Below are 15815 nucleotides of genomic sequence, written 5' to 3'. Positions count from 1 at the left end.
TATTGTCGGGACAGTCAAAATATGCATGATGAATAATTTATCCTTTTCTTCTCATACTACCGTTGATGTGAATTATAATTGAAGGAGGAAATGTATTTGACAAATCAATTCGAGACATCCCAGCACATGCATGACGGTCCAGTAACACCCTCAATGAACCATGGCGGTCATGAACTTTTTGATGTGCACGAAGTATTAAATGCAGCAGTAGGTGCGCTGAATCAATCCATGTTGCTGCGTCCGCACGTAAAAGATCCGGAACTCTTGGATATTCTGGACCGCCAGTATCGTTTTATGCTGGACGAGTACAATATTACAGTCGAGTGTTTCAAAAGCGGAAAAGATCCTTCACATCCTACACAGCGATATCAAATGCAGGAAAACAGTGATTTTGTCTATGGGATGAAAGAAAAAGCGCCTTCCAAGCCGATCCAATCCACAGCGGAGATAACGGATGAAATCGTATCAGGTTTCTTGCTGGGTGCAGTTAAAGAAGGCGCCACAGGCAAGACTGCTGCTTCTCTTGAAGTTTGTAACCCTGTTGTACGCCGTGTATTAGCAGATTCGATTCCAAACTGCATTGAAATGGCATATGAGTTGTCGATTTACCAAAACAAACATCATTACTACCAAGTACCGCAACTGAACAGCCAGGATATGAATATGCTTCTCAACTCATATGCTCCTTCACAAGGACAGCCAAGTATGCCGAAAAACCTTCAGTAATTCACCTCATTGCAGACGGAGATTTTTTCTCTCCGCCTGCTTTTTTGCTTTTCCACTCATTATATTTGTATACTGTAAGGAGATGAATGAACTGAGGGGTGTCTGAATGAAAGTTGCAATTTTTGATTTTGACGGCACGTTATATACGAAAGAAACGTTTAAACTCCTGATGGAACATTTAAAAAAACATCCGGCCTATCAGCAATATTACGGCAAGTTTTACCGGTCCATCCTGCCATTGTATATTCGTTACAAATTAAAAATGCTTCCGGAACCGGTCATGAAAGAACGTTCCATGATGCTTTATTTGAAGGCATTGGAAACACTGACAATTCCCCAGCTTCGGGTTTACTTCGAAGAAATGCAGGACGAGATGTCAAGTGATTTTAATGAAGACGTCGTCAATAGACTCGCTAAACATCGGGAAGAAGGTTATCACGTACTGTTGGTTTCAGGTGCTTACACACCATTTTTGACTGCAGTTACGAGCCATTTAACCTTTGATGAAATCATCGGAACCGAAATCCCTGTCAATGGGGAGCATATAGCGATGGACCAGCCCTTCTTACATATTCAAGGACAGCGTAAAAATGAGATGATTTACTGCGCTTTGGAAGGGAAGACAGTGGAATGGGAAAAAAGCTTTGCCTATGGGGACAGCATTTCAGATCTGCCTGTATTGGAACAAGTGGGTCATCCCGTTGCCGTCAGACCTGATGCAAAACTTGCCGCGATTGCCAAGCAGCGTGCCTGGCAAATACTGTAAAAATGTCGCCGCACGCCAGTAACCTGACATGCGGCGACATTTAGTTCAAACACTTTTCAATGTATTAACATACAGACTGCCATCCGTCTGAATTTCTGCATACAGCACTTGCTCCGGCCTTGCGATTCCCTGCTGTTCCAGCTGCTTTGTCAACCATACATCTGTCAGCTTCAATTCTCGCATATTCTTTTCTTCCACTTTGCCGTTTGTGATTATTTCAGTAGGAATATATTTCGGCGGAGGTGATGAAGCCTGCACATCTTTCTTGGTGGCCGGTTCCTCCCCTGTTTTCAACATCACACTGAGATTTCCGTTTGTTTCGAATATCGCATAATTTACTTCTTTCATGGAAAATATGGACTTTTCACGAAGCAACATATTCAGATCATTAAAACTCAGTCTTAATTTGCGGAGTGAACCTTCAATGATTTCACCATTTTCAATCACAATCATCGGTTTATCGTCCAATAAAACACGCAGTTTGATTGATTTGAATGATAAGTAATTAGCGACAATTGTCAAAACTGCCCATAATATCATTCCATACAAACCATTCAAGAAAGGCGTTTCCGACTCTCCTGCCAGGTTAGCCGCAATCGAACCTATAGTAATCCCTGTTACATAATGAAAGAACGTTAACTGCGATACTTGCTTTTTCCCCATAAAACGCGCCAGGATCAAGAGTACCACAAAGGAGAGCACTGTCCGAAGTGTCATTTCCCAGAAAGCCAACTCCCAAAATTCATCTATATTCACAAACGTACACCTCCATTGTATGGAGTATGTGTGAAACGGATGGACTTATACGCTCATCATGTCAGAAGCAGCCGGCTCTTTCAATTCCATACGAATGGAGTTGCCTGATAGACGTAGTAATTCAGCCAGTTGGAAAACAGTAAATGCGTATGAGAACGCCATGTATTCATCGGCTCCTGATTTGGATCATCATTCGGATAATAATTTTCAGGAACATCAATTTCCATTCCCTTTTCAACATCCCTTTTATATTCACTGTCTAATGTATGCGCATCATACTCCAAGTGACCTGTCACCATAATATGTTTTTCATCGTTGGAGATGACGATAAACGCTCCCGCATCTTCTGAAACAGAAAGCAGGGTCAGATCTGGGTGTTTCTCTATTTCTTCAATGGATACACCTGTATGTCTTGAATGCGGCGCTACAAATACATCATTGAAACCGCGTGAAAGATTTACTGTCTGATCATAGACTTCGTGTGCAAATACACCAAAACACTTTTCCGGCAGTTCAAACTTATCAATTCCGTAATGATGATAAAGTGCAGCCTGTGCTCCCCAGCAAATATGAAGGACTGAGGTCACGTTCGTCTTGGTCCAATCCATAATATCTTCCAGCTCTTTCCAATAAACTACATCTTCAAACTGCATCAGTTCTATCGGTGCCCCTGTAATAATCATTCCATCAAAACGGCGGTCTTTAACGTGCTCAAAAGTTGTGTAAAATGTCTCTAAATGTGTCTGACTGACATTTTTCGATGTATAAGAGGCGGTATTCAAAAATGTCACATTTACCTGAAGCGGTGTATTACCCAGCAATCTCAGCAGCTGCAGTTCCGTCTTTTCCTTTTCAGGCATTAAATTTAGGATTAATATATTTAACGGGCGGATATCCTGTGCAACCGCTCGATTCTCATCCATCACAAATATCTTCTCTTCTTTCAGTAACTCTCCTGCTGGTAACTGCTGCGGTATATTAATCGGCATGTTTCTTCCTCCTTGGCCATTCACTCGGCCAGTTATTTTCAATAAAAAAACCTTCATTTTCCTATAGATAAGAAAATGAGGTTCGGGATATCATTCTTATCTCTCAAGAAAACAATCTTGTTGGAGTTAGCACCTTCCTGTTTGCACAGAGGTTGCTGAAGCGTCATCAGGCCAGTTCCCTCAGCTTCTCTTGATAAGTTTTATGTAATTACAGACTATTATAACATTAATATATAAATTGTATAGCGGAATTATCAAATAGTTCTGCTCATTCCAGCCAATCAAATTGTATAAAACAAAATTTTCCGTATAATAGACATACAGACTATTATTTCCGAAGGAGGCATCCATGAGATCTTTAGGTATTGTTCGCAAAGTCGATCATCTTGGCAGATTCGTCATTCCAAAAGAACTTCGTCAAACTCTGCAAATTGTCAAAGGGGATCCAATAGAAATCTTTTCGGAAGATGAACAGATCATCTTGAGGAAATACCAAGTTAACAAAGCTTGTTTCATAACCGGTGAAGTAAACGAAGATAACAAGGAATTATCTAACGGATTATTCATCAGTCCCGAAGGTGCAAAAATACTGCGGAAACAGATTGGTGATATGGAGTAACAGGAAAACCATCCCAACTCGCGGGATGGTTTCTGTTTGTGCTTATAAACTATTGATAAACTCTTCAATTTCCTCTTTTGTTTTGCGATTCTTGCTGACGAAACGTCCCAATTCCTTACCTTTGCTATAAGCGACAAAGCTGGGAATGCCAAAAATATCATGCTGACTGCAAAGGTCAATGAAATCGTCGCGGTCAACAGAAAAGAATTCATACTCCGAAAACTCGGTTTCCAACTCCGGCAGAAACGGTTCGATCACTCTGCAATCAGGACACCAGTCTGCAGTAAACAAGAAAATTACACGCTCTTCTTTCTTCAGCTCGTCAAATTGTTCCAAAGTCTCAAGTTTCCTCATAAATATAACCTCTTTTCTACTTATTCTGCCGTCATTATAGCATTGTTTACTATCCTTCTTCTCTCTTGACGACTTATCTAATTTACAGAACAAACTTGATATTAAGTGCATTTCTTTCGTTTTCATCATCCAAACACGAATGTTCACAATATATTCAATAAGATACGTTCGCATTTAATACTTTTTGATTTTTTGCTTAAAAGTAATTGACAATTGTTTTGGACGTGTTATGATTAGTTCTAAATTTAATACATGCAAAACAATTTTGACGAAGACATACCTTTCCGTAATAGAATTTCTTAGAGAGCTGATGATGTGGTGAGAGTCAGCAAATTCTTAGGATGGCGGCACTTCCGAATTGATTGGCTGAATATTCAGTAGGCCGATCCGTCACATGCACGTTACGCATGCTGAATGAAGGCTGCTCCGGCAGCAAAACAAGGGTGGTACCGCGTTAGTTAATCGAGCTTTTCGCCCCTTACGTATTGTAAGGGGTGGAAGGCTTTTTTATTTTTCCTAAAAGGAGGTTAGCGCAGCTTACATAGACGATTGATCAGATGAATGCTCATTACCCGAATGCAGGACCAAAACAAATTACTGAAGGAGAGAATGATAATCATGGCTTTTAAAGTACTTATTAGTGACCCACTCAGCGAGGATGGTATTTTTCCATTAAGGCAGGCAGAAGGTTTTGAAATTGTTATTGATACAGATTTGACTCCAGATCAGCTGAAAGACAGAATTAAAGGTTTCGACGCCCTTCTAGTGCGCAGTCAAACTACTGTAACAAAAGAATTATTAGAATCTGCAGATCAATTGAAAATTATCGGCCGTGCAGGTGTAGGCGTCGATAACATCGATTTGGATGCAGCAACTGAAAAAGGAATCATTGTTGTCAATGCTCCTGACGGTAATACAAACTCAGCAGCTGAGCACACTGTCGCGATGATGATGGCGATGGCACGGAAAATTCCTCAGGCTTTCAATTCTTTGAAGAACAATAAATGGGACCGTAAATCTTTCCTTGGGGTCGAACTGAAGGATAAAACACTCGGTATTATCGGGCTGGGCAGAATCGGAGCAGAAGTTGCACGCCGTGCTAAAGGTCAGCGTATGAGCGTTGTCGCATATGACCCATTCCTGACAGAAGACATTGCTAAAAAATTAGGCATTGAGATCGGAACAGTAGATGAAGTACTGGCTGCAGCAGATTTCATTACCGTCCACACGCCATTACTGAAAGAAACTCGCAGAATGATTAATAAAGAAGCATTCGAAAAAATGAAAGACGGCGTTCAGATCATCAACTGTGCACGCGGCGGAATCATTGACGAAGATGCTTTGTATGATGCAATTGTTGCCGGGAAGGTTGCCGGAGCAGCGCTTGATGTATTTGAAGAAGAGCCTTTCCTTGACCACAAATTGCTGACATTGCCGCAAGTGATTGCTACACCTCATTTAGGAGCAAGCACAATTGAAGCGCAAGAATCTGTTGCAGTAGATGTCAGCCGTGACGTTGTGAACTTCCTCAATATCGGATCTGTTCGCAACCCGGTAAATTTGCCATCCGTTTCTCGTGATGTATTAGCAAAAATCGAGCCTTTCTTCGATCTAACTGAAAAGCTTGGTATGTTCCTGTCCCAAATTCAAAACTCTGTTATTGAAGAAATTAATATTCAATATGCAGGCGAATTGGCGAACTATGATGTACGTGCATTAACACGCAACACAGTAAAAGGTTTGCTGAAGCGTAATCTTGGCGAAACTGTAAATGACGTGAATGCAAAGCTTTTGGCTGACCGTTATGGCATAAAAATAAATGAACAGAAAACGACGACTGCTAAAGGTTTTCTTAACTTAATCACAGTAGAAATCGTTACACAGAAAGGCATCCGCAAAGTAGCGGGTACTCTTCTGAACGGACTGGGACCGCGCATCGTAAAAGTAGATGACTATGTAGTGGACGCTATCCCTAAAGGTCACTTGCTGTTCATCCGCCACATTGACCAGCCAGGCGCAATCGGCCGCGTAGGTACTTTGCTTGCAGAAGAAAATATCAATATCGCTGCAATGCAGGTAGGACGTTCTGCTGAAGGCGGAGACGCAATCATGATGCTTACAGTCGATCACCATGTGGAGTCTGCTTCTGTTTCCCGTATTAAAGAAGTCCAAAATATCCATGATGCAAAAGCGGTTGATCTATAAGAATGACAAAAATCCAGCTGATAGAAAATCAGCTGGATTTTTTATGTTTTTAGTTTGTAAGTTGGGATAGTATTGGAAATAAACTTTCTAAGTGGTCAATCTCATACGTCGGTTTCACTCCATCGACAGGCAGCTTGCTTTCACGGTTGATCCATACATTTTTCATACCCACTCTGCTTGAGCCGAGTATATCGGTCATCAGATTATCACCGATCATCAGTCCTTCATCCGCAGTTATACCGCAAGTATCCAGGACATGCTGAAAAATCGTTGCATCAGGTTTGCCTTTACCAAAAGCTCCGGACACGATGATATGGTCGAAATACGGCGGTATCTCCGGAGAAATCGTCAACTTGATCTGCTGCAGACTAGGAGACCCGTTCGTCAGCAAAATCAGCTGATAATTCCCTTTTAAACGATCCAGCACATCAAATGTTTCTTCGTAAATATAGGGATGATTTTTCCGTTCTTTCGGGAACACCTCCGCTAGCTCTCTTCCAAAAGCTTCATTATCCACGCCTGACTTCTTCAGTCCTTTAATCCATGCATCCTGCTGGTAACCCGGAACAATCTCTTTCATTTTCTGAAATTCTTCACCCGGATCATCAAATACGCCCCAAAGACCTTCAAATGGATTGATGCCTATATTTTGTGTATGAGGATAAGTTTCATAAGCTGCATACAGTTCTCTAGCTTCCTGGCGCACTGCTTTCTCAAGCTCAACCGGGTTAACACCTGTCTTTTTCGTAGCATATTCACATGTCTTCTGAAATGCCATGGCAATACTTTTTGCATCCCAAATCAGCGTATCATCCAAATCAAATATCAGTGTTTTGATCATATCGCCTGCCCCCTTCTCTTTTCTGCTTTTACGTTAGATACATCTTTAATTATACACATTCCCCTGCCAGTTTGTCAGTTTGCTCCTCATCTTTATCATGTAAATGCAAATTTTCTGCCTTCCATGCATAGTTATCTGCAGAGAAGGGAATCTAATAAGCAGGAGGTGAACTGAAAAGTGGCTCAACATTACTTTATCGGCATCACGGCCGCTGATTCCGCTTCAGAGCTGGCAGAAAAGTTTCGCGTCAAATATCTGTTAAAAGAAAAATATAAAGTCCTTCCGCACAAGGATGATTTGCATATAACCATGCGGTATATAGGAGAGATGAACGAAAAAAGCGCAGAAATGCTCATTTCTTCCCTGCATAAGATCGCGAGTGACCATCCATGTTTCTCTACATCTCTTACAGGTTTAGAATTTTTCGGTTCGTCTACCGGTCCTCGTGTTGTCTATCTTTCAGTTAAAAAGGTTAACGCAATGTGCAACCTGCAGAGACAGATTGCCAGACGGACTGAAAAAATACTGGACTTGGAAAAGGATACACGATTTGTTCCGCATGTGACGATTGCAAAAAAACGTAAAACTGCTGATAAAATGCAATTGGTGAAAGAGGAAATAATACCTATTCCCATTCATATAAATGGCTTCACCTTGTTTAAAATCAATCCAAACGTTATACCTTCCTACGAATCGATAGAATATTTCCCCTTGAAAAAAAGCTGATTGCGTGTTTGCAATCAGCTTTTCTCTATTTAATCATATTTGAAAGCGGCCCATATCGCTTTGAAGCTGTTCTGCCAGCACCGCCAATGTTTGGGAACTGGAGGTAATCTCTTCGTTTGCTGCCAGCTGTTCTTCTGTTGCAGCACTTGTCGACTGTGCCTCTGCAGAAGCCTGGATCGCTAATTCTTCTACGCGCTTAGAACCAGCTGCCACTTCATCTGTCATCGCGCGGATTTCTTCAATAGCCGCGGAAACAGTGGAAACTTTTTCACTGACATCTGATGTCGCATGTTCGATACTCGCAAAAACTGCATTCGTTTTCTCGGTCGATGCCAGCCCTTCCTCTACACGTTTATGGCCTTCATCGGTACTTGCAACAACCTTTGTCACATCTTCAATAATCGTGTCAATCATTCGGCCGATTTCCTGAGTAGATTGTTTGGACTGTTCCGCCAAATTTCGCACTTCGTCAGCAACGACTGCAAAGCCTTTGCCGTGTTCCCCTGCCCGAGCTGCTTCAATCGCCGCATTTAATGCTAATAGATTTGTCTGTTCCGCTATGTTCGTAATCATGGCGGTTACATTTCTAATGTTTTCTGAACGGGCGGCCAATTCATTGATTGTCACCATCGAATCACCAATCGTCTGGCTGATATTGTTCATTTGATCTGTCGTTTCATTCATCAATGAAGAACCTTCTTTTACCAAACGGGCGACATCTTCGGAAGAACCAAGCATTTCTTCATTATCCTCTGTAATCTGGTCAATCGCCGTTATCATTTCTTCCATTGAAGCAGTAGACTGACTGACTATGTGTGTCTGTGCTTCACTTGTCTGCAGATTTTTCTCGGAAATCTCTGCAACCATTTCCGAAGCAGCCAAGCTTTCTTCCGCACTGGCAGATAATCCTTCTGATTGAACAGCCAGCTGACTCGCTGAATCTTTTGCCCGCTGAATGATGCCTCGCAAATCTGCAACCATCGAATTTAAGGCTGTCGCCATATCCCCGATTTCATCCCGGTTTTTGATAGTTACTTCATCCAAAGCAAAATTTCCGGCTGATACTTTATTGAGCGCACTTGTCATTTGTTGAACAGGACGGCTGATTAACCGGCTGATGATAATAGTAATAATGATACTTCCGATCAAGCCAAGCACGATGAGTACAACCATCAGTAAGATTGCAGCATTTGTATAACCTTCCACTTGCTTTTCAACCTGGTTTTGCTGTTCTTTTTGGTACTTAATCATGGCTTGTATATTAGTTGAGATAATCTCTTGATAAATTGCACCATTCGTTCCAGTCTGCAGCGCTCTGTCACGGTCACCTATTTCTATTTGACTTATTATATTCCTTATGACGCCATCGTAATTTGTCGTTGCCGCACGAATTTCTAAAATAGCGTCTTTCATATCTTTATTATGTATAATCTTATCTAACTCTTCCAAACGAACTTGATTACTTTCTTGTTTTTCTTGAATTTCAGATAGATAGGTATCATTCCCATGCAGCATGTACCCGCGGATACTGCTTGTTAAATAGTTTTGATCACTCATTTGCTGCTCAAGTAAAACTACTTTATACATACGGTCATCTATTAAAAAACGATATTTTTCATTGACATTTTTTAAAGACAAATAACCTATTGCCCCTATAATAACCATAATAATGCCAACGCTTAAAAAACCAACCCAAATTTTCCTGCCCACCGTGAATTTCACGATTTCATCCCCTTTATTCAAATGAATGAATACTTATACAAAGGTATTCATTTATAAATAATTATACCGCAATATGCTGTACTCGTATACAAGGAGATTTACTGTTTTAAAAATTTAAAGCAATCTATAATCATTTGTCTTTTTATGTCTTTTTATAAAAACATAAAGTCATTCGAACTAGTGTTAGTTATTAAACCAGTTCTTTAAAGCCTGAATCTGAAAGGGTTCTTTACTCCCTGCCTGTTCAATTTCTTTCATTATTGCACATGCCATTCACAGTCATTTTTATACAATTCGTTGTATAAATATTATTTTCTTCGTTCTTCTGCAGAAACCTATAGATTCTGTTACTCAAAATTGTTTATAATAGAGTGGCAGCTTAGAAAGGACGGAATTTTCTTGGAACTTATCGGTATTATCGCACCTGTATTATTTATCTTCCTAATCGGCTTCATCGGCCAGAAATTTCTTTCATTCGACATTAAGACGCTCTCCACGGCAGCGCTTTACTTAATGTCACCATTTTTAGCTTTTCGTACTTTCTATAAAAATGAGTTGGACAGCACGTATCTCTATATTGCTGCATTTGCTCTCATATTATTGATCGTGTTATTCATAACGGTCTGGATCACAGCAAGTGCAATGAAAGCATCCCGGTCTGAACGTTCTGCAATGATACTGAGCGCCGCTTTCATGAACAGCGGGAATTATGGCGTACCGGTGGTATTATTTGCTTTCGGCTCGGAAGCTTTTGATTATGGAGTTATCATGATGGTATTTCAGTCGATCCTGATGAACTCCATCGGCATTTTCTTCGCTTCAATAGGCGGTGAAGCGAAGGCAACGTGGCGCGATTCCATGCAGCGGGTCATTCGAATGCCATTGATCTATGCCGCCATCCTTGGTGTCATTTTTCAATATACGTCGATTAACCTGTCAGACTCCATGATGCAGGGGGTTGATTTGATAGCAGACGCTTCCATTCCTGTAGTGATGCTTGTTCTCGGCATGCAGTTGGCAATGATTGTTCGCAAGCGCGTTGCCTACCGCTATGTTACAGCAGCTACACTTATCCGAATGGTTTTCTCTCCTATAATAGCGGTCGTTATTTTGTTGTTCCTTCCTGTCGATAACTTGCTGAAAGCTGTGCTTATTATCCAAGCGGCAATGCCTGGTTCAGCAAATACAACCATGTTTGCTGTACAGTTTGGAACAGAGCCTGATCTCGTTTCTTTTACAACACTGGCTACAACTTTATTAAGCTTATTGACTATTCCGATCGTACTTTATTTAGTCATGACGTAATCTGTATTTCCTGCTAGTTTTTTGTTCGTCTGAATGGTATTTTGTTTAGTTTTCTAGTATACTGTAATTTCATGACCTTGAAGGAGATACTCAAGGATTTCTTGTTTTTATACATACAGACTCTAAAGAATTACTCAATAGAAGAATGTAGACTGAAGCAGTTAGGACGTGTTACTCGTGTCGACAGAACTTTTTATCACAACGGACTTTCAACGCCGGTGGGTCAATGAATTGACCGAGGCAGGTCCGTTTTTCAGCAGCTTTTCAGAGCAGTCTGACAGACAATCCAAATTCCCAAAAGAGAATATACAAAAACTTGTTGAAATGGGCTATACTTCGTTAATCTTACCCAAGCAGTTCGGCGGAGCCGGAATCAAGGTAACGGATATGGTGCTCTTCCAAGAGACAATTGCCCGGTTTGACAGCTCGACAGCTCTTGCAATCGGCTGGCATCAGGCAACCGCCGGTGAAATTTTCGAGAAAACCATCTGGTCTGCTGAACAATTAACACACTTCAGCGAAGCCATCCAAAATGGAGCATTGGTCAACCGTTCAGCTACTGAAGTCCAGAGCGGCAGCCCTACTCGCGGCGGTCGGCCGCAAACAGAAGCGGTACGTTTCGAAAATGGCTGGATCATAACTGGCGAAAAGACCTTCACTACTATGGCTCCTGTTCTCACCCATTTTCTTGTTTCAGCCTGGGTGGAAGAAAAACAGCGAGTTGGATTCTTTTTGATCCCGCGTGAAGCAGACGGACTTTCTATTAAAGAGACCTGGCATACGATTTCGATGCGCGGGACAGAAAGCCAAACATTAGTATTGGAACAAGTGAAAGTTCAGGATCAACAGCTAGTTGAATTGAATGAACTGCGCCCAGGCAGCAAACAAAATGGCTGGCTGCTGCATATACCGGCCTGTTATCTCGGTATTGCACAGGCAGCACGGGATTATGCTGTCCATTTTGCTTCAACATACCAGCCTAACAGCATGAATGAACCGATTGCTTCGCTGTTTAATATTCAGACACAAATCGGCAAAATGGATTTAGAATTGATTAAAGCGCGTCATTTACTTTATGACATTGCTGGGATTTATGATAATCCCGAACGCCGTATTCATTTACAGAACGAACTAGGAGTCGCTAAGTCGATTGTCACGAACAGCGCAATTGAAATAGTCAATCTTGCAATGCGGATTGTAGGCGCAAAAAGTTTGGAACTTTCCAACCCCCTTCAACGCCATTACCGCGATGTGCGCGCCGGCCTTCATAACCCGCCGATGGATGATATGACTATCACAAAATTGGCTCAAGCCGCAATCAGCGGACAGCAATGAGTAAACGCGTACTCGTCAGCGGCTATAAAGCACATGAATTAGGGATTTTTAATGAGCAGCATCCCGGCATTGCGATCATAAAAAAAGCACTGACAGATCGACTTCTCTCCTTGCTCGATCAGGGATTAGAATGGGTGATCGTCAGCGGCCAGCTTGGAGTCGAGACTTGGGCGGTCGAGTGTGTATGGGAACTGCAAGAAGACTATCCGGAGCTGCAATATGCGGTCATCACTCCATTCCTGGATCAGCAGGCTAACTGGAATGACGAGAAGAAAGAAATGTATGAACAGATTATCGCGATGTCAGACTACTCTGTGAGTCTGACAAACAAACCGTATGAGGCGCCCTGGCAATTTGTAGAAAAGAATAAATTTCTTCTGCGTAACTCAGATGCGCTGCTCCTTGTATACGATGAAGAAAATGAAGGTTCTCCAAAATTCATTAAGCAGATGGCCACACAGCTGGCAGAAACGACTGAATATGAACTTTTGACTATTACTGCTGACGATTTGCAGCTTATTGCGGAAGATTTGCAGCGTGAAAAATGGGAATAAAGAAAGCGAACGCCAATGTGTAACAAAGGCAGTTCGCTTTTTTCTATTATTTTATGATTTTCAATACTTGTTTAAACCCACTTGTGCCTGCTTGACCTACCAGTTCATAAAGGGCTGTTTCCACGCAAGTAGCTGCGATGCCGAGACCTTTCATTTTCTGCAGACCGATTTGTTTATTCGCTTCGGTCCGTGAAGTGACAGCGTCTTCAATGACTTCAACTTCATATCCCTGTTTCACTAAATCCGCCGCAGTCATATAGACACAAATATGTGTTTCAATTCCCGCAATAAGAACTTGTTTCCTGCCTGTAGCTTTCAGCTGTTTCATGAATTCTTCATTGCCGGCTGCACTGAAAGTCATTTTGGCAATCGGCTCCTGCCCTTTCAACAAACTCGATAAAGATTCTGTAGTGGGTCCCAGCCCGTCAGGATATTGCTCCAGCCAGAGGATTGGAATGTCTAAAACATGCAATCCTTTTATCACTTTTTCAAGATTTTCGTGCAGTTTTTCACTTTCATTCACTATTTGGGCAAGTTTTCCTTGCACATCCACGAGTACAAAAACGGTTTGATCTTTCTGCAACATATCTATTCTCCCCCTTCTTCTACTATTGCCGATAGTATAACATATTTACAGATTTATTAGAAAAAATCTGGAACACCGGCTTTGAATATAACTGAAAAACCGTCACAGAAAGTCGGTTGACTCTCCGTGACGGTATATCTTTAGTTTTGTACAGTTGCTTCTTGTTTCGCTTTTTCTTTCGCCTCAATACGGCGTGCGTGCAATATCGGCTCTGTGTAGCCGCTCGGCTGTTCAGCGCCTTTGAATACCAGATCACAAGCTGCCTGGAATGCAACAGAGTCGCCGTAATTTGGAGCCATTGGCTGATATAATTCATCTCCGGCATTTTGCTCATCCACCACTTTTGCCATGCGTTCCATAGTTTCCTGTACCTGCTCTTTTGTACAGATACCGTGACGCAGCCAGTTTGCAATATGCTGGCTTGAAATACGCAATGTTGCGCGGTCTTCCATCAAACCGACATCATTGATATCCGGAACTTTTGAACACCCAACCCCCTGATCAATCCAGCGGACCACATAGCCAAGAATTCCCTGCGCATTATTATCCAGTTCAGACTGAATTTCTTCAGCAGGCCAATCAGAGTTTGGAGCCAGCGGAATTTCAAGAATACCGTCCTGATAATCAATCGAGCTGTCGACACCCGCCTGCACTTCTTTCACATTCACCTCATGATAATGCAGTGCGTGCAAAATAGCTGCTGTAGGTGAAGGCACCCATGCTGTGCTGGCGCCCGCTTTCGGATGAGCGATTTTCTGTTCCAGCATCGCAGCCATCATATCAGGCATTGCCCACATTCCTTTACCGATCTGCGCATGTCCTGGAAGTCCTGCTTGAATTCCTACTGCAACGTTTGAAGATTCATAGGAAGCAAGCCATTTAGAGGCTTTCATATCATTTTTGCGGATCACAGGGCCGGCTTCCATCGACGTATGGATTTCATCTCCCGTACGGTCTAGGAATCCCGTGTTGATGAAGGCAATTCGCTCTTTCACTTCATTGATTGCAGATTTCAAGTTCAACGACATTCTGCGTTCTTCATCCATTAGACCAATTTTTAATGTATTGCGTTCTAATTTCAGCACATCTTCAATACGGTCGAAAAGTTTATTCGCAAATGCAGCTTCTTCCGGACTGTGCATTTTCGGTTTAACGATATAGATTGAACCGTGACGGGAGTTCTTGAATTCCGTGTCTTCTTTCAAATTATGTGTGGCAATCAGTGAAGTGATGACACCGTCCAGGATCCCTTCCGGTACTTCATTGCCGTGTTCATCAAGGATTGCGTTATTTGTCATCAAGTGACCAACATTGCGTACGAACATTAATGAACGGCCATGCAATGACAGTTCTTTGCCGTCCGCCGTTTTATACGTACGGTCAGGATTCATTCTTCTCGTAACCGTTTTGCTGCCGCGCTGGAAAGAAGCTTCCAAGTCACCTTTCATCAGACCCAGCCAGTTGCGGTAAACGCCGACTTTATCTTCAGCATCCACTGCAGCGATAGAGTCTTCGCAGTCCATTAATGTAGAAAGCGCCGCTTCCATAATCAGATCTTTTACGCCCGCTGCGTCGTCTTTTCCGATCGGATGGCCGCGGTCAATCGCAATTTCGATATGCAAGCCGTTATTTATCAGCAATACAGCGGACAGAGCGTCTTCCGTACCATTGTAACCGGCAAATTGAGAAGTGTCTTGTAAAGTTGTTTGATTGCCATTCTGCAGTGTGACTTCTAGCTTGCCGTCTGCTACTGTATACGCTGCCGCATCAGCATGAGACCCTTCAGACAGAGGAGCTGCCTGATCCAGCAGGTTTTTAGCGAAATCGATTACTTTCTGACCGCGGATCGGATTGTACTGCACCCCTGCTTCTGCGCCGCCTTCGTCACTGATGACGTCTGTTCCGTATAATGCATCATACAAACTTCCCCATCTTGCATTGGCTGCGTTCAGAGCATAGCGTGCATTATCGACAGGTACTACCAGCTGGGAGCCTGCCTGTACTGCAATTTCTTCATCTACATTCGAAGTCGTTACCTGGAAGTCTTCTGCAATCGGTTCTAAATAGCCGATTTCTTTAAGAAAATCTTTATATTGATTTGGATCAATTTTTCCGTTATTTTTCTGATGCCATTCATTAATTTTCTTCTGCAGGTCAAGACGTTTTTCCAGCAGCGCTTTGTTTTCAGGAGCAAGTTCATGAATAAGTGAATCAAAGTCTGACCAAAATTGATTTTTTTGGATTTCTAAGCCTGATAGAACTTCATCATTAATGAAGTTATACAGCTCGTTTGCAACTTGCAGTTTACCAACTTTTTCATAGTTTGTCATG

General features: G+C 42.1%; 15 protein-coding genes and 1 riboswitch. Of the genes, 8 read left to right on the top strand and 7 right to left on the bottom strand.

What is annotated here, in order from left to right:
• The first annotated feature begins 90 nt into the window (after positions 1 to 90).
• Positions 91 to 726, top strand: a complete 636-nt coding sequence (locus NCCP2331_RS14630; RefSeq protein ID WP_153721857.1) for a spore coat protein — start codon at positions 91 to 93, stop codon at positions 724 to 726.
• 106 nt (positions 727 to 832) lie between these two features.
• On the top strand, positions 833 to 1492 hold the full coding sequence (locus NCCP2331_RS14625) for an HAD family hydrolase (protein ID WP_153721856.1): 660 nt from the start codon (positions 833 to 835) through the stop codon (positions 1490 to 1492).
• Positions 1493 to 1537: 45 nt separating this feature from the next.
• Here NCCP2331_RS14625 and NCCP2331_RS14620 read toward each other — a convergent pair whose 3' ends face one another.
• Positions 1538 to 2242 (bottom strand): YetF domain-containing protein, encoded by a 705-nt coding sequence (locus NCCP2331_RS14620; RefSeq protein ID WP_376776829.1) that lies wholly within the window; start codon positions 2240 to 2242, stop codon positions 1538 to 1540.
• 86 nt (positions 2243 to 2328) lie between these two features.
• Positions 2329 to 3237 (bottom strand): homoserine O-acetyltransferase MetA, encoded by a 909-nt coding sequence (metA, locus tag NCCP2331_RS14615; protein WP_251671617.1) that lies wholly within the window; start codon positions 3235 to 3237, stop codon positions 2329 to 2331.
• A gap of 93 nt (positions 3238 to 3330) precedes the next feature.
• Positions 3331 to 3437: riboswitch (SAM riboswitch) on the bottom strand.
• Between the two features lie 149 nt (positions 3438 to 3586).
• Here metA and NCCP2331_RS14610 point away from each other — a divergent pair.
• The gene (locus NCCP2331_RS14610; RefSeq protein WP_251671615.1) at positions 3587 to 3856 is read left to right on the top strand and encodes an AbrB/MazE/SpoVT family DNA-binding domain-containing protein; all 270 of its coding nucleotides are present in this window, start codon (positions 3587 to 3589) and stop codon (positions 3854 to 3856) included.
• A 42-nt stretch (positions 3857 to 3898) separates the two neighbouring features.
• Here the strand turns inward: NCCP2331_RS14610 and NCCP2331_RS14605 are convergent, their stop codons facing one another.
• Positions 3899 to 4210, bottom strand: coding sequence for a thioredoxin family protein (locus NCCP2331_RS14605; protein WP_251671613.1), 312 nt, complete (start codon positions 4208 to 4210; stop codon positions 3899 to 3901).
• Positions 4211 to 4828: 618 nt separating this feature from the next.
• Here NCCP2331_RS14605 and serA point away from each other — a divergent pair.
• Positions 4829 to 6415, top strand: coding sequence for a phosphoglycerate dehydrogenase (gene serA / locus NCCP2331_RS14600; protein WP_153721852.1), 1587 nt, complete (start codon positions 4829 to 4831; stop codon positions 6413 to 6415).
• Positions 6416 to 6464: 49 nt separating this feature from the next.
• Here serA and NCCP2331_RS14595 read toward each other — a convergent pair whose 3' ends face one another.
• Positions 6465 to 7256, bottom strand: coding sequence for an HAD family hydrolase (locus NCCP2331_RS14595; protein ID WP_251671611.1), 792 nt, complete (start codon positions 7254 to 7256; stop codon positions 6465 to 6467).
• A gap of 177 nt (positions 7257 to 7433) precedes the next feature.
• Between NCCP2331_RS14595 and thpR the strand changes: the two genes are divergently transcribed.
• Positions 7434 to 7982 (top strand): RNA 2',3'-cyclic phosphodiesterase, encoded by a 549-nt coding sequence (gene thpR / locus NCCP2331_RS14590; RefSeq protein WP_251671609.1) that lies wholly within the window; start codon positions 7434 to 7436, stop codon positions 7980 to 7982.
• A gap of 33 nt (positions 7983 to 8015) precedes the next feature.
• On the opposite strand, the gene NCCP2331_RS14585 is transcribed toward thpR, so the two are convergent.
• Positions 8016 to 9704, bottom strand: coding sequence for a methyl-accepting chemotaxis protein (locus NCCP2331_RS14585; RefSeq protein WP_251671607.1), 1689 nt, complete (start codon positions 9702 to 9704; stop codon positions 8016 to 8018).
• 399 nt (positions 9705 to 10103) lie between these two features.
• Between NCCP2331_RS14585 and NCCP2331_RS14580 the strand changes: the two genes are divergently transcribed.
• The 3 genes from NCCP2331_RS14580 to NCCP2331_RS14570 all read left to right on the top strand — a co-directional run bounded on the left by NCCP2331_RS14580 (position 10104) and on the right by NCCP2331_RS14570 (position 12898).
• The gene (locus tag NCCP2331_RS14580; RefSeq protein WP_194841103.1) at positions 10104 to 11009 is read left to right on the top strand and encodes an AEC family transporter; all 906 of its coding nucleotides are present in this window, start codon (positions 10104 to 10106) and stop codon (positions 11007 to 11009) included.
• Positions 11010 to 11186: 177 nt separating this feature from the next.
• Complete coding sequence (locus NCCP2331_RS14575) at positions 11187 to 12344, top strand: acyl-CoA dehydrogenase family protein (RefSeq protein WP_153721848.1); 1158 nt, start codon at positions 11187 to 11189, stop codon at positions 12342 to 12344.
• Positions 12341 to 12898 carry an SLOG family protein gene (locus NCCP2331_RS14570; protein ID WP_251671605.1) on the top strand — a complete coding sequence of 186 codons (558 nt, stop codon included), beginning with the start codon at positions 12341 to 12343 and terminating at the stop codon, positions 12896 to 12898. Before NCCP2331_RS14575 ends, NCCP2331_RS14570 begins: the two co-directional genes overlap by 4 nt.
• 46 nt (positions 12899 to 12944) lie before the next feature.
• On the opposite strand, the gene NCCP2331_RS14565 is transcribed toward NCCP2331_RS14570, so the two are convergent.
• Together NCCP2331_RS14565 and NCCP2331_RS14560 are read right to left on the bottom strand one after the other, a co-directional pair.
• Entirely contained in the window at positions 12945 to 13484 is a 540-nt protein-coding gene (locus NCCP2331_RS14565) for a hydrolase (protein WP_251671603.1), read from the bottom strand.
• 140 nt (positions 13485 to 13624) lie between these two features.
• Positions 13625 to 15814 (bottom strand): malate synthase G, encoded by a 2190-nt coding sequence (locus NCCP2331_RS14560; RefSeq protein WP_251671601.1) that lies wholly within the window; start codon positions 15812 to 15814, stop codon positions 13625 to 13627.
• Position 15815: the final 1 nt, after the last annotated feature.

The organism is Sporosarcina sp. NCCP-2331 (assembly GCF_023707945.1).
In the GTDB taxonomy this organism is placed as follows: Bacteria; Bacillota; Bacilli; order Bacillales_A; family Planococcaceae; genus Sporosarcina; species Sporosarcina cascadiensis.
This window is presented reverse-complemented; position numbering and strand designations above follow the sequence as displayed.

Excerpts from the sequence above, each read along its gene's own strand:
- NCCP2331_RS14605 (WP_251671613.1), bottom strand. The coding sequence starts at position 4,210 with ATGAGGAAACTTGAGACTTTGGAACAATTTGACGAGCTGAAGAAAGAA.
- NCCP2331_RS14610 (WP_251671615.1), top strand. The coding sequence starts at position 3,587 with ATGAGATCTTTAGGTATTGTTCGCAAAGTCGATCATCTTGGCAGATTC.
- serA (WP_153721852.1), top strand. The coding sequence starts at position 4,829 with ATGGCTTTTAAAGTACTTATTAGTGACCCACTCAGCGAGGATGGTATT.
- NCCP2331_RS14560 (WP_251671601.1), bottom strand. The coding sequence starts at position 15,814 with ATGACAAACTATGAAAAAGTTGGTAAACTGCAAGTTGCAAACGAGCTG.
- NCCP2331_RS14565 (WP_251671603.1), bottom strand. The coding sequence starts at position 13,484 with ATGTTGCAGAAAGATCAAACCGTTTTTGTACTCGTGGATGTGCAAGGA.
- metA (WP_251671617.1), bottom strand. The coding sequence starts at position 3,237 with ATGCCGATTAATATACCGCAGCAGTTACCAGCAGGAGAGTTACTGAAA.
- NCCP2331_RS14570 (WP_251671605.1), top strand. The coding sequence starts at position 12,341 with ATGAGTAAACGCGTACTCGTCAGCGGCTATAAAGCACATGAATTAGGG.
- NCCP2331_RS14595 (WP_251671611.1), bottom strand. The coding sequence starts at position 7,256 with ATGATCAAAACACTGATATTTGATTTGGATGATACGCTGATTTGGGAT.
- NCCP2331_RS14630 (WP_153721857.1), top strand. The coding sequence starts at position 91 with ATGTATTTGACAAATCAATTCGAGACATCCCAGCACATGCATGACGGT.
- NCCP2331_RS14625 (WP_153721856.1), top strand. The coding sequence starts at position 833 with ATGAAAGTTGCAATTTTTGATTTTGACGGCACGTTATATACGAAAGAA.